General features: G+C 40.7%; 7 protein-coding genes and 2 pseudogenes. 4 read left to right on the forward strand and 5 right to left on the reverse strand.

Translation table 11 applies throughout. The features are described 5' to 3' along the window. Positions 1–245 precede the first annotated feature (245 nt). The gene (locus AC3KZC_RS08860) at positions 246–1,160 is read right to left on the reverse strand and encodes a helix-turn-helix transcriptional regulator (RefSeq protein ID WP_490577425.1); all 915 of its coding nucleotides are present in this window, start codon (positions 1,158–1,160) and stop codon (positions 246–248) included. Between the two features lie 591 nt (positions 1,161–1,751). Between AC3KZC_RS08860 and AC3KZC_RS08865 the strand changes: the two genes are divergently transcribed. Continuing rightward, on the forward strand, positions 1,752–3,344 hold the full coding sequence (locus AC3KZC_RS08865) for an L-lactate permease (RefSeq protein ID WP_490577426.1): 1,593 nt from the start codon (positions 1,752–1,754) through the stop codon (positions 3,342–3,344). A gap of 165 nt (positions 3,345–3,509) precedes the next feature. After that, a pseudogene (locus AC3KZC_RS08870) lies at positions 3,510–3,778 on the forward strand (transposase); the annotation flags it as partial. 88 nt (positions 3,779–3,866) lie between these two features. On the opposite strand, the gene AC3KZC_RS08875 reads toward AC3KZC_RS08870, so the two are convergent. Continuing rightward, positions 3,867–5,867 carry a Calx-beta domain-containing protein gene (locus AC3KZC_RS08875; protein ID WP_490577427.1) on the reverse strand — a complete coding sequence of 667 codons (2,001 nt, stop codon included), beginning with the start codon at positions 5,865–5,867 and terminating at the stop codon, positions 3,867–3,869. 562 nt (positions 5,868–6,429) lie between these two features. Between AC3KZC_RS08875 and AC3KZC_RS08880 the strand changes: the two genes are divergently transcribed. Beyond that, on the forward strand, positions 6,430–7,371 hold the full coding sequence (locus tag AC3KZC_RS08880; RefSeq protein WP_490577428.1) for a hypothetical protein: 942 nt from the start codon (positions 6,430–6,432) through the stop codon (positions 7,369–7,371). 311 nt (positions 7,372–7,682) lie between these two features. Here AC3KZC_RS08880 and AC3KZC_RS08885 read toward each other — a convergent pair. Then, a pseudogene (locus AC3KZC_RS08885) lies at positions 7,683–8,348 on the reverse strand (sigma 54-interacting transcriptional regulator); the annotation flags it as partial. 725 nt (positions 8,349–9,073) lie between these two features. Between AC3KZC_RS08885 and AC3KZC_RS08890 the strand changes: the two are divergent. Beyond that, the gene (locus AC3KZC_RS08890) at positions 9,074–10,522 is read left to right on the forward strand and encodes an SLC13 family permease (RefSeq protein ID WP_490577429.1); all 1,449 of its coding nucleotides are present in this window, start codon (positions 9,074–9,076) and stop codon (positions 10,520–10,522) included. A 174-nt stretch (positions 10,523–10,696) separates the two neighbouring features. Here AC3KZC_RS08890 and AC3KZC_RS08895 read toward each other — a convergent pair whose 3' ends face one another. Both AC3KZC_RS08895 and AC3KZC_RS08900 read right to left on the reverse strand, forming a co-directional pair. Beyond that, positions 10,697–11,941 (reverse strand): DEAD/DEAH box helicase, encoded by a 1,245-nt coding sequence (locus AC3KZC_RS08895; RefSeq protein WP_490577430.1) that lies wholly within the window; start codon positions 11,939–11,941, stop codon positions 10,697–10,699. 438 nt (positions 11,942–12,379) lie between these two features. Then, on the reverse strand, positions 12,380–15,418 hold the full coding sequence (locus AC3KZC_RS08900; RefSeq protein ID WP_490577431.1) for a methyl-accepting chemotaxis protein: 3,039 nt from the start codon (positions 15,416–15,418) through the stop codon (positions 12,380–12,382).

The following is a 15,418-nucleotide window of genomic DNA, read 5'->3' on the forward strand; positions in this document are numbered from 1 at the left end:
TACTAAAGCCGGTTTTTACTTAAAGTAAAACCGGTTTTTAATATTACTATGTTCTAGTCAAATCCAAGCGGACGCTTTGTCTAAAAGATATTTCAAAATCCACCGGTGACTGATGATTGGGAAGCTTGTTAAATGTACCGCCTCAAAAAGTAAACCCAGAGCAGCTAAATTACTGGAAATCGGAGTGCGGCAAACTGAGTTTCAAAATGCCTACCAAACAACTGATTATATCTAGGAATTAATCATTAGCGCCTAGCAAAAGTCGGTGACAAACTCATTCTCGCCTCTTTAGGGAGTAGCCCAAACTGCTTTCTAAACGCCACACTAAAATGGCTAACGTTACTATATCCTAGCGATATTGCAGTTTCAGTAACATTATTGTCCCGCAATAATCTCATCGCTTGTTGCATACGTTCTTCTTGAAAACAGCCGTACACTGTATTATTGAAAAGTGTCTTGAAACCTTTTTTTAATTTGCATTGATTAATACCTACCGTTCTTGCAACTGCAGAGATAGTGGGTGGCGAACTAAGATCTGATAGTAAAAAATCCTTCGCAGCTATTAACTGCTTTCTTTCTCTGAGAGAGATTCCCTGGCTAACATCGTGAGATTTTATCGTTGTTAAGTGCCAATATAAATAATCAATTACAGCTGAATACAACAATAAGTCTTTCTGTCCTTTTTCATAAATCAAATTCTTGACTCTTTCCGCGCATGCAACCACTTTACTATTCAAGCCTGCCTGCTTTACAAAAAAAGACATCTCTCTATTGGGGTCAATACCTGATAGTTCCTCGCCAGCTAACTCATTGAGAATTTCCGGGGTGATCATCACCGCTAAGTTACAAAAATCATCACTGTGATAGGCTTCAAAACTCTCTCCGCACACATAACCAATATTGTAATCACCACAGCGACATTGAATACTCGCATTACCAACCTTAGCGTCAAATTTGCCAGCTATAATACTATTGAGGTGAACAAACTCATCACCCCCTGGGAAAATTTGTTTAGTATTTGCAGGCCCCATATCTTTTGCTGACAATAAGCTGACAGAAAATCCAGGTCTAAGTTCTATTGTATTCGAAGGAGCATCCACTCTTTGTATAAGTTCAGACTGTTGAGAACTCAGTATTTCCATATTACTGCATGATGTCATGAAGGAACCTTAATTTACGGTAAAATATCCTTAAGCTGAAAGCGCTACTCTCAGGTTTTATTATTTCGCAAAAAATATATCAGAAATTAGCACAACCCACCAATGATAATGATAATTATTTTTATTTGTTAATTGCTCAGCAGGAAAGTCAAGTTGAACACACCTATTTTGAGATTTTGCAGTTATAGTAAATAATCATATTTCTAACTAGGATATAACTGCTAATACTTACCGCATACCAATTCACAACATAATTTAGCTTGTGCGATTGTTTAATCATTAAAATTTCAGGCCGTTCAAACAAAAAAACCTCTAAAAATAGTGGTCTTTTTGGCCATTTCAACTTGTGCCTATCTAGTGCCTTGTAATAGGTGGTATTTGTCTAAATCGTTCCAAAAACAGCCTAAACACATCAGCGCAACTCTTTGTTTTTATTAAACTATCAATCTAAATCAGTTAGTTGAAACTTGATGTTATACGTCTTGACATGGTAGGGGTCGGTGGTTCGAATCATGCAATGTTAATCCTGCCATTTCATTATGTTCCCAACATGATAAGATTAATTATCAATAACACAGGATGTTAAGCGCAATGACTCTGATCCAACTTATCACTACATTAATCCCTGTCTTAAGTGTGTTTATTTTGTTGGTTCTCCTTCGACTTCCGGCAAAGCATGCAATGCCGCTTAGTTTAGCGGCAACCGCGCTTGGTGCCTTTTTTGTGTGGCAAGTGCCCGCTCTGCACATGCTCGCTGCGGCATTAGAAGGGGTGATTTTAGCCCTAACCATTTTATGGATTGTATTTGGTGCGGTGTTACTTCTAAAAGTCTTGCAGCAAACAGGCGCAACCACCACCATTAAACAGGGTTTTAGCCAGATTAGCCCTGATAAACGGGTACAGCTGATTATTGTAGCCTGGCTATTTGGCAGTTTTTTGGAGGGCGCAGCTGGTTTTGGTACGCCTGCAGCCATCGCGGCACCGCTGATGGTTGCGCTTGGCTTTTCGCCCATTGGCGCTGTTGTGCTGGCTCTGATCGCTGACTCAAGTGCTGTTTCCTTTGGTGCAGTGGGTACCCCTGCTATTGTCGGGATCGGACAAGGCATTGTGGGTATCTCGAGCGCGCAAGTGGCGCACATTGCCCTTACCGCAATTAGCATCGACATTTTCGTTGCTGCGCTGTTGCCTTTGATGATGGTTCTGATTTATTGCCGCTTTTTTAGTGAGTCTTGTCAATGGCGTGATGGCTTTGCGTTGGCTCCCTTTGCGATTGCTGGCGCCTTCGCATTTACCTTACCGGCTTATTGCGTGGCCTGGCTTTTTGGCCCTGAGTTTCCCTCTATTTTAGGCGGGCTAATTGGCTTGAGTATTATCTGCCCTCTTGCAAAAAAAGGCGTGTTACTCCCCGCCTCTATCCGTCGTAATTTAGAACCAAGCTATTTACAGGTTGATGAAGACAAACCTGCTTCATTGAGTTTGCTAAAAGCTTGGACACCTTATTTGGTTGTCGCGTTATTATTAGTGCTCACTCGACTGCCAGAATTGCCATTTAAAGCATGGTTGCAAAGCATCGAATTTGAGTGGCAAGCGATGTTGGGCACCACTATTTCGGTTCGTGTTATGCCCTTATACCTACCTGGTAGTTTGTTTATTATTACCGCAGCGATTGCTATCTGGTTACAAAGAGGCACGCCTAGCCAATTTACTTCGGCTCTCAAAAACAGTGCAACCATGTTACTTCCTTCATTGGTTTCGCTATGTGCTGCGGTGCCTATGGTGCGTTTGTTTTTGCAATCAGATAATAACAGCGCAGGCCTACCTGCTATGCCAATCGCTTTGGCAAATTGGGTTGGAACTCATTTAAGCGATGTTTGGATAATCATCGCACCGCTTGTGGGTGCCTTAGGGTCGTTTATTGCAGGCTCCGCGACATTTTCGAATTTGATGTTTGCCCGCTTTCAACATTCAGTAGCGACTGATGCCCATCTCGAACCCAGTCTAGTCTTAGCACTACAAATGTTAGGCGCAAACGCCGGTAATATGATTGCGGTAGTCAATGTCGTCGCCGCTGCGAGTGTGGTGGGCTTGCATGGCAGAGAAGGCGAAATCATCCGCTACACGTTATTGCCAATGCTATATTATTGCTTGTGTGCCAGTGCGGTGGCTTGGTTGATGTTTGTTTAAGGATAATAATGTAACCTGAACTTCGGATAAGACATTTAAAAAACGAAGGAACTAAAAGCTCGTTCCCTGATCCGATCATTCGACCAAGAGTGATTAAACCAAAAGGAACGAGCATGAATAAGTTAGTTGGTTGGTCATTTGGATTTAAACTGCATTTGATCATCAATCACAACGGTTCGAAAGAACATGAAGAAAAAATTCATATCGCTGTGGGACAGGGCCATGTTAAAAAAGCGATTTATTATTGAGACAGTGAACGACCAATTGAAGAATATTTCCTATATTGAACATTCTCGGCATCGCAGTATGCATGGTTTTATGCTGAATTTTCTTGGTGGACTTATTGCTATTGTTTAAAAGAAGAAAAGCCATCATTGGATTTAACGTCTCAGGAGCTAGCGCTTTTAGAGAGCAACAATCTAATGCTGGCTTAACCAGATCTGAGGTTACTTAATAAGTAACTTAAGCCTTTTAGCAAAAAAAAGCGCAATATAAATTGCGCTTTTTTTCAAAAGAAGAGTGTCACTTTCGCTTTATAAGCACTAAGGCAAAAGAAAGTAGTAACCAATACAATGAACCACCTGATTTTTTTTCTGGGGCCTTTGGTTCGATCACTTTTGGGTCGTCATTATCAATGAGCGTTATGGTAACGCTGCTTGTTAAGATTTCAACACCCGCTCCTTCAAGTACAACATCAAACGTACTGTCGCCAACTTCATCGTTAGTGTCATCCAACAAGCCAGAAGACACTTTTAGTTCGGTTTGACCATCGATGAACGTCACTTCTTTATCAAGAGGTACAAAGTCAATACCTGACAATGCAGTTCCCTCTATCGTTTTAAGCCTAAGATTTGCTCGTCCCTCAAAACCTTCAGTTCGAGTGATGGTGAGCAAGTATGTCGCTAACGATTCGGTGTACGTTGCTCCTGAAACGCTCAATGAAAACTTACCTACATTCGCTTGTACTTTATCGCTGTCATTTTCGGGGATGCTGACAGTGACACTCTTTTGGTCAAACTCTGCACCTGTGTTTGGGCTGCTAATCTCAATCGTGAAATGCTCTTTTGTTTCTGGTGAAATATCATCAATTACTTTTAATGTAACGACTTTTTGCACTTCACCTTGAGCGAATACCAGTTTAGAGTTTAGTTCTACAAAATCTGTGCCCGTAAATGCGCTGCCCGTTACGGCTTTGACATCAATAATTACATCTCCTTCACCACCAGTGCGCGTAATAACATACTCTGCCGATTCTCCTTCATTTAATTGTGACGGACCAGAAATCGAGAATAAGCCAGGGAGACCGACTTTTTTGTTATCGGTTAAGCTGACGGTTACTGTTGAATCATCGCTAACGGCAAGACGATACGGGTATTTCATATACACCGTAAATGTTTCTGTCTCCTCCTTTTCACTATCTTTTATTACCGGGAAAATGATTTCAGTTGTCGCTGCACCAGCAGGGAATTGCGCTAAAACAAACGCATCAACAAAATCAGTACCCCACGTAGCGGTGCCATTTTCTGCGAACACTTTTACCGATGCCTCCAGCGTTAAGTCACCATCGCGTTGCAGGGTAATTTTCACACCGTCATCTTCATTTCCAGTAAAGGTGCTTTGAGAAAACTTAACGGTGCCGTTTACCTCTACGCCAGCCCTGCGCTGCGACGTTGCGACAAAGTTGTCTTCAAGAATACGTGCATTATTAGCCGCTTTTTCATCTCCACATTTTTCCCCGTTATTAAAAAGGTACGGAGATGAATAGTGGCTAGGTTCATCTATGATTGGACTGGATGAATACATAATAGTCCGTTTACCGCCACACATCCACGCCCTTGCGTATTCAGGCCCAGTAATTGCCTTACCTTCCTCGTGGTTCATGCCTAAATTGTGGCCAATCTCATGAGCAAAAGTCGTTTGATTTTCAGGTTTATGGTTTTCATCTAGAAAACTTGAGTATTCACCGCCCATCGATGCTAATCCAAGGATAGTGTCATTATCGCGGTGCTCGCGAATAAAAGTAACGAGGTCACCTTTCCATTTCTCTTTATAAGCTTCGTATTCAGGGTTGCCAGGGTTCAAGGCTGACACTGAATAAAAATAATTTGCGCCGTAAATAAGAGGTCTGCCATTTTCATCAACAACGGTTAGATACGGCAAGTCATCAGCTACAGATACAACTGGGAGAATATCCGATATAGACAGTTGGTAGTCGTAGCCATGCTTGGCATAGCTTTCATTTGTGGTTTTTACAAATGTTTCTATGCGTTTATGTCCTTCATAAGCGCCGTGCTTTGCAAAATAAGATGGTTGGTAAAAAAACACAATATCTACTTTGATAGGCGTTGCCGCCTCTAAATTAGATTCTGTTAAAGAATATCTTGCATCGTGTGTGCTGACTGTCTTTGGAAGGTTGTGCACATGGATTTCGTTATTGCTCAACTCTGATACTTGGCAAAATGTACCTGCGTGAGTCACGCTCGCTACTAGCGCTAAAAAAACCGTACTATAGATTGCTTTCATGATTAGTCCCTTAATTTAAGCCAGGCAAATTACACCGCAACAACACACTAAGTCAAGCCAGCAATAAGTTTTATAGTCTTAGTGTTTGATATCTGGTAGGAATATGCTCTTTGTTAGGCGCAAAGCATTAGTGTGATATGTGTTGTAGGGCATTTGCTCACATACCAAATTGCTTTAACAACTTGCGATATCGCTTACTAGTGCACAGATGCTCTGTCAAAATGGTACTCCAATCCCTTTGCTGGTTTCCTCATGCTATAGGCCTTGCTCGCGCTAGATAAATTCAATATTTACGGTTAATTTCATGCGTTGTTAAATCACTTATCCAGAACTGAGGTTAAGTCAGCTTTTTTGTAGCTTCGAACAAATCGTTCAGGCCCTTTTTCTTTTGCTGTCTGATTGAATTTTTTAACCTTCCTTGGCAGCCAAATAGCCTGGACTATTGTTACCTAAAATACACTTAATAGTGCGATTCAAAAGGTAAATCATGTCTTTGACTTAACATTGTGAAAAAGTTACCTTATCTCATAATAGGGACATTTAAATAATAACTAGGAAAAATATGGCTGGTTTATTTGATAAATTAAAAAATAGAGTCAACGAGTCTTCACCAGAGCTACTTTCAAAAGCCGCTTCGATGCTGGATAAAGCAAAAAAAGCAGCTGATGAACTTAATGTAAAAGCCCAACCGCATCTTGATAAAGCCAAACAAGAAACAGATGAATTTATTATAAAAGCAGTGCCTATTTTAAAAGAAGCGACTGAAAATGCGAAAAAAAATACCGCTATTTTAAAAGAACAAACCCTTAAAAAACTCGATGAAGAAAAACAGCGCAGACAACAGCTTAAGTTACAAGCTGAGCAAGACGCTCAAGCTCGCCTTCAACGTCTTGATTCAATGTATGACACACTTTTAACATCAGAATCAGAAGATTATATCTCTGAACGATTTATTCATTATGATCGTTTTTTAAACTTCATGGCTATTACTGGTCAAGTGCTAAAAACAGAAAAGCGCTCTGAATTTAATATAGATGCACGATTTTCATCTTATGTTGGCTATAGTAGCTTTTCATACAGAGGCACTGGTTATAGTGCAATGAGAATCTCTAATAGTTTTCATCTGAGCGCTAAAACCACTACTGCTCATGAATTTTGGTTAAAACTCGCGGATGGTACAGAAGCGCCTTTTTATATTGGTGATAGTGCGGTGCCATTAAGGGAAGGCCAAACAATTACGCTTATATTCGCATCTGATAATGATGATGTTGGCTCTTTGATCTTAGTTCATAACCATAATGCTGACGCTGTTTGGCAAGTAATGACACCCATACAACTGGCGCACTGGTCATCGCTTTACAAAATAGAGCCTGGATTTTTTGTTGCAGATAAAAAAGCAGATCAAAACGAGCGAGTTTTGAAAGCGTTAGTGAACAAGTTCGAAGAACTAAAAAAATGGACGGTGACATTTAACACTGCTGGTAACGAAAAACTGATTACTTAATCTGAGCTCTGGTTAAGAGATTGTCTAACGTATTGATTCTATTTATATAAAAATCCAGAAGTTCTCCAGACGGAGATTTACAGGGATAACAAGGCGAGTTTACGCGTCAATAGCGGGCCTATTGCAAGTAAACTCAACGTAGTTATCGTTGAAAATAGCCACTGGAGATAGATTTATTATCCAGAGTTCAGGTTACTTAATAAGTAACTTAAGCCTTTATGCAAAAAAAGCACAATACCTCGGCGCAAGAGTCTTAATAAATAAGCCCCTTACTTTATGACTGTGAGACTTAAAAAACTGCAAACTTATTTTTATTGGTAGCTTTTACGCTCTAAATCATATTTTTTCATTTTGTCATAAAGCGTTTTTCTGGCAAGTTTAAGCTCTTCCATGGTCTCTTTGATACAGCCTTCATTATTGGCGAGTGCCTCTTCTATGAGAAACTTTTCAAAAAAATCGACTCGCTGTGTCAGTCCCATACTACTTTGAATCGCATGTTCACTATTTTGTCCTGTCTGACTAAACGCAGCCGCTTCGCCCAATAATACATAACGCTCTGCTAAATTACGTAGCTCTCGAACATTGCCGGGCCAATCATAACTTAGTAATTTAGCTTTATGTTCTCTGGATAATGGAATGAGTTCTTTTTTATATCGTGCAGAGGCGATACGTGCAAAATGCAAAAAAAGCAGTGGTACATCTTCCATTCTTTTTCGTAAGGGGGGTATATCGACCTTAACGAGGTTTAATCGATAATAGAGATCATGTCTAAATAACCCTTGGTCGCATAAAGCTAATAAGTCGACTTTTGTTGCTGCAATCACTCTTACGTCTAGGTTTATGTTTTCGTTGGCGCCCAAACGTACAATTTTTCGCTCCTCCAGCACTCGAAGAAGTTTAACTTGTAAAACCATAGGGGTACTTTCAATTTCATCCAGAAATAATGTACCGCCATTGGCATATTCAATTTTCGCAATACCGCTTAGTGTGTCAGTTACTTTAACACTTGCATTTAATCCAAAGCGGCTTAAATAGTCTCGTCCATTAGCTGCATCATCGGGCGATCCGCTATTTACAAAGTCAGCCCCCAAACGCAGTGAACCATAGAATTTACTTTCAACTTGGCTTGCATTGGCACTCGAGCTTAAGCACAAGGCAATGGTTAAGGTTAACGGGCTAATTACTTTAGTTAAAATGTCATGTTGAAGATGCTTCATATTTGCCTCTATTAATTGAAGTCGTTTTTATTATTGTATGTTTCAAGCCAATTCGTCCTGAATTGGTGTACTGACATCGCAAGCTTTAAGCCAATTTTATAAAGTACTGATGAATAAAATAAACATATTAATAACAACAACTTAAACTAACTCATTATAATTACAGCCATTTAATAAGGCGGAAAACCACCCTAAACCACTTCAATCACGTATAGAAATCCCCCCACAATACAAACTCTAAACAAGCCTTTTTTTGTGCTTACTGTAAAAATTTACCAGATAAACAGGCCAATATTTACACTCGACAAGATGGGGGGATTTACACTCACACAGAGTAGTTTTCTGGGTCAATATCGACACGTTTATAACTAAAAATAATGAATTAAAATAAATAAACTCTTTAATTACAATAAGATAAAAACATGGCAATATCTTTGCTATAGGAGTTACCGATCGATTATAAAAAATAAAAAGCGAGTAATTTTATGAGTAAGATTCAAAACAAGACAACACCGGTGGGGATGTTGTTACTAGGGCCAATTCTGATGTTGATGACATTAGTCGTGCCAGTCCCGTTTGATGGTATGTCGCCTGCAGCTTGGCATACCTTAGGTTTAGCGCTATGGATGGCAGTATGGTGGATTTCTGAAGCTGCACCTGTTTCTGTAACGGCATTTTTACCATTAATTTTAGTGCCCATTATTGGTCTTGGGCCGCTCAAAACAGTCACTGCATCGTATGCCCACCCTCTTATCTTTTTATTCTTAGGTGGCTTCTTTATTTCTATCGCCATGGAACGGTGGGATCTTCATAAACGCATCGCTTTAAAGGCGATGTTAATGGTGAGCCCTAAACCTAGCCATCAAATTGGTGGCATTATGTTGGTGACTGCGTTTTTATCAATGTGGATGTCAAATACAGCAACAGCCGTAATGATGCTACCGATTGCGCTATCTATCATACAAATCGTTAACCGCAAGCAAACCAATATCAATGACCACTATTCCAAAGCCATGTTATTGTCGATTGCTTTTTCAGCCAGTATTGGCGGTTTAGCCACACTGATTGGTACGCCTCCTAATGCGCTAATGGCTGCCTATTTATCCGATAGTTATGGTATTGAAATTGGCTTCGCTCAATGGATGATGGTTGGCATCCCTTTATCAATTGTGATGCTGTTTATTAGCTGGATTACTTTGACCAAGCTTTGCTACAACGTAAACCAAGGTGAAAGCGTCAATACCAACCAATTATTTAAAGATAAACTCGCTGAGCTAGGACTAATGAGTAAAGGCGAGAAGTTAGTGTTATTTTTCTTTGCCTTAGCAGCATTTGGCTGGATTTTTAGACCATTAATTGTCGACACCACTGGCTTACCAATTTCAGACACCGGTATTGCGATGTTTGTTGCATTACTGCTTTTTGTTGTCCCTGTTGATTACAAAAAAGATATTCGTATTTTATCGTGGGATGATACAAAAAAATTACCGTGGGGCGTTCTCTTACTATTTGGGGGAGGTCTTGCTTTAGCTGGGTTGATTAATAGCTCTGGTTTAGCTGGCTTTATTGCCACACAACTTGAAACAACATCATCATTCTCGGTGTTTGCTGCTGTATTAATTGTAACGGTAACGATTGTATTTTTAACTGAAATTACTAGTAATACAGCAACAGCTGCGAGTTTCTTGCCTTTATTGGGACCCATTTCAGTAACCCTAGTTGATGACCCTATGATGCTGGTGATCCCTGCGGCTTTAGCGGCTAGTTGTGCATTTATGATGCCGGTAGCAACCCCACCTAACGCCATTGTATTTAGCTCGGGCGAACTACGAATTAGTGATATGGTCAGAGCAGGTTTGTGGTTAAATTTAGCCGCAATCGCCGTAATTGTGCTGCTTATGTTTACCACAGTACCTATGGTATTGAGTGCATAAGATTTTATAAACGAGTACTTGTGATTTACTGTATCAATAACGCCAGCAAATCAGCTGGCGTTATCTTAAGCATTCCCTGCACTTCGCTGGATCTTTACATCGATACCATTTCAAAAAAATTTGATGGTCAGAGTAAGTCTGATTATTGGCTACGATACCCTTTAGCCTTTACCCTTAGCGCTTACCCTTTCGCTTTTGAGATTTACCTTTTCCACCTCGGGGCTCTGGATCGGGTTCGAAATTGCCATATTCGTCGTCATCGTACTTACTGACTTTTTTAGCGGTCACAGTGGGGGCAAATTGAGGTAAAACTTCACAAGCTAAGGTACGGCCAAGTAGGCGCTCGATTGCGTGTAATTGATTAGTTTCATCTTTACTGAACAACGAAATTGCTAAGCCATCTGTACCAGCGCGGCCGGTGCGGCCAATGCGATGGACGTAATCTTCAGCTACATAAGGCAAATCAAGGTTTATCACGCACGGTAATTGGTTGACATCAATGCCGCGCGAGGCGATATCGGTGGCGACTAATACGTTAATTTCGCCCGATTTAAAGCCAGTTAATGCATGGGTGCGGGCGTGTTGTGTGCGATTAGCATGAATTGATGCGCTGTTAATGCCAGCTTTGTTCAATTGAGTGACTAAAGTATCGGCACCCTCTTTAGTGCGGCTAAACACTAATACTTGGCGCCATTGATGCTTTTTAAGTAAATAAAGTAACACTTCGCTCTTACGGGCTTTGTCTACTGCGTATATTTTTTGCTTAACCGTATCAACCGTACTATTCACTAGGCTGACTTCTATCGACAGCGGATCATTGAGCATACCTTTGGCGAGCGCTGTTATTTCGTCTGAAAACGTGGCCGAAAACATCAAAGTTTGGCGCTTAGGCGGTAACAAGCTTTGAATTTGGCTTATTTCATCAATAAAGCCTAAATCCAACATTCGGTCGGCTTCATCTAAAACCAACAACTCAAGTTGATTAAAGTTAATCGCTTGCTGATTATAAAGATCGATCAGACGCCCAGGCGTCGCAACCAATATATCAGCACCTTCGGCTAATTGGGCTATTTGAGGTTCAATTCTTACCCCGCCAAATACTACTGCGGTGCTGATATTCATATGGCGGCTATAATTTTGCACACTGTGTGCGACTTGCGCAGCGAGTTCTCGGGTGGGTGTGATAACAAGGGCGCGCACCGATTTTGGCTGCGGCGCAGAGCCTGCGGATAACAGTTGAATTAATGGCAAAGTAAAACCTGCGGTTTTACCCGTACCCGTATTAGCAACTGCCATCACATCGCGCAAGCTTAACACTGCAGCAATAGCTTCAACCTGTATGGGGGTGGGCTCGGTATAACCCTGCTCTGTTACTGCTTTTACTAGCTCATCGCATAAGCCTAAGGCCTCAAATGACATACATTCACTTTTCTAAAATTAACCAATATGCGCCATATTATGCCTGTTAGCAGCCGATATGGCCTAATTTTTTATGGATATTGTCGGCGGATGGCACAAAGCGCAATAATTGCGTTTCAGTTGCGTTTTGGTTTGTTCAACGTTCAGAGCGATTGATGTTATTTAATTGAGAAAAACTAAGGCCATGAGGTAATGGCCTTAGTTTAACTGTCTGGCGGGTTAGGCTAATCGTTACTCAATCATTAACTTATACCAATCGAAATAAATAACTGATCACCCTAGCTTGTTAAAACACTCGATAACTTCGTTAGATTTTTTGATTGTAGAATAACTACTTATCGAAAAAACCGGCCTTGTTCTCAAGCGTTTTTCCTACGCTATTTTTGATCACTTACTTATCGTGATTGGTATTAATGAGAAAAACTAAAAGACACATCGTTACACCGCAAACTCACTCATGAGTTGTTTCATTTTGGATGCTTGTTGCTCTAACTCTGAGCTCGACGACCCGGCATTTTCAACCAACTCATTATTTTGATAAGTCATTTTCTCTATTTGTTTAATTGCATCATTAATTTGGCCAATCCCAGTTGATTGCTCTTTACTGGCTGAGGCAATGTTATTCATTAAGCCACTGAGCTCTTTCACCGCCCTCAAAATACCTTGCAGTGTAGTGCCTGAATCTTCAACTAAATCCATACCATGTTTCACTTTTGCCACACTATCGTTAATGAGTTGCCCAATACTTTTAGAGGCCTCAGCACTGCGTTGCGCCAGTTGGCGTACTTCGCCTGCTACCACTGCAAAACCTCGGCCTTTATCACCCGCGCGGGCTGCTTCAACAGCCGCATTAAGCGCCAATAAATTGGTTTGAAACGCAATTTCATTAATTACCTGAATAATTTTTGAAATCTCATTCGAGCTTCGGCTAATTGCTTGCATTGCAGCAACGGTTTTATTCAATAAGTCTTCGCCATGTTGCGTTCGTGTATCGGCTTCGTTGGCCAATTGGCTGGCATTAATTGCATTGGTGGCATTGAGGTTAACGGTTGAGGTTAGCTCATTAACCGACGCTGTAGTTTGCTCTATCGCGCTTGCTTGCGCTTCGGTACGTTGGCTAAGCTCAGTCACACCGTGGTAAATTTCATTCGATGACGCAGTAATTTGAACTGCGGTTTGGTCAATTTGCCCTACTAACGCAGCAAGGTTAGTCACGCTAGCATTCACATTTTGCTGTAACTCTTTAAATTGCCCTTGGTATTGCCCTTCAACACGCATCGTCAAATCGCCGCGCGATAATGCACCGATCACTTTTTGGCATTCGTTAAACGGGGCTGAAATGGCATCAAGGGTGGCATTAAAGCCGGTAATAATATTCGCAAATTCACCTAAATGTTGTTGATTATCGGCCCGCACGGTTAAATTACCGGCCACAGCAGCATCTGCTAATAAAGAGGAATCGGCTAATAATTGCTGCACCGCTGATGTACATCGCACAAGGCTTGAGCGCACCAAAGCAAACTCACCTTCAAATTGCTCACTAATTTGATCAGGGATAATGCCTTGTGAAATCTCATTGAGATAATTTGCCGTTAAGTTAATCGGCTGCACAATGGCATCTAAGGTATGATTAATACCTTGCACAATGCTGGCAAAATCGCCTTGGTGTTTTGTGCTGTCCGCCCGTTCATTTAATTGCCCCTTAATGGCCGAGTTTGCTAAATATTGGGTGTCGGTAATAAGCGCATTAATTGCGCGCGAACATTCACTTAAGCTTTCTTTTACGTGTATAAAGTCACCTTGATAATCATCACTGATTTGTGAGGGGATCTGCCCAAGTGCCATTTGATTCAAATAGTAACTCGTTTTTTCAATCGGCTTTACAATCGCATCTAACGTCTGGTTAAAGCCATCAATAATGGTTTTATAATCGCCTTGGTGCAGCTCAGCTTTGGCTCGCTGCCCTAATAATCCTTTACTGGTTGCCTCCACCAGCATATTTGTGTCACTTATCAATAATCCAATGGCATCGGTACAGGTTAAAAAGCTATTGCGAATTTGATTAAAGTCACCTTGATAATCAGTCGAAATTTCTTTAGGAATATCGCCTTGCGCAATCTGATCTATGTACTTTGCAGTGAGTTGAATGGGGGTAACAATCGCATCAAGCATTTCATTAATACCCTTGGCTAATAGCACCATAAATCCTTCGAATCGGCTGGTATCGAGTCGGGTAGACAACTCCCCTTTTTTGGCCGCATTTATAATATTAGATACTTGCAGCTCAGCGTCACGCTGTTCGGTTAAATCATGCCACTCCCACACCACACCCATCACATTATTAGCATTATCTTTTACTGGGCTTGCGACAATATTAAAAATCCGACCAGCAAAGGCTATTTCAGCTGTTATTTGCTGTTCAACCGCTAATAATAATTGCTGCTGTTTAGGATGCTGCGCAAATAACGTGTTTAACGAGACATTAAGCAATTGCTGGCTATTAAATTGGCCAAGTAATTTAATCAGCGGTGCTTCCATTTGGCAAAACAATTCTGAAATCGAATCATTAACATAAATAATTTTAAAGTTAGGGTCAGTCACCATGACATTGGCAGCGACATTATCAAGTGCTTGCTTTATTCGCCCTGAGTCTATCGCTTTTTGCTTTTGTTGCTCCATTTGCACGGTTAAATCAGCTTGAATATCACGAATATTTGTTTGCATACAGCCAAGTGCAGTCAGTAAGCTACCTACCTCATCGTTTGAATGCACTTGAATATCATTTTTTAAATTGCCTTTAGCGATTTGGTTAGCAATATCAGACGCTCTTTTGACTGGAGAAGTGATATACCGATGAATATAAAAAACAACCACAGATGTCATCAGCAGTAACAAAATAAACACCGCAATAACCGTGTAATATACCAACTGCTCTGCATTTTCTTCTATTTGTAATACGCGCTCATCGGCTTTGTGCTCTATGTCCTTACTCAGCTGATTAAGTAACGTAACCGACTCCCGATCAATACCTTGCACAGCGTCATCGCCAGCTTGAGTATTAAACTGCGCCACTTTAAAGGCCTCTAACCCTTTACGATACAAAACGCCAAGCTTTAAATGTTCTTGTTTAAATTCTTTTAAAATGGCCAAACTTGAGGACGACAAATAAGGCCGTGCTATTAATGCATCAACTTGTTGCTGAATGAGTTGTTCATTGCTGATAAAACGTTTGAGATACTTATCATATTGGTCAGGTTCAGCCCCTCTGATCAGTATGTTTTTCCATTCTTGCACTTGAGTTTTAAATTCACTTAACATTTTATTGGTATGATATCGCGCATCGAGTTGCTGCTTAATCACAGAATCAAAATCAACAATTAATACATGAAAACTGTAAACAGCCACTGCGCCTGCTGCCACAATGGTGAAAATCCCCCCTAACACGACACTCAGAAGTTTTGCTTTAATTGATTTCAT

Source organism: Pseudoalteromonas sp. J2K-J031 (assembly GCF_058197095.2).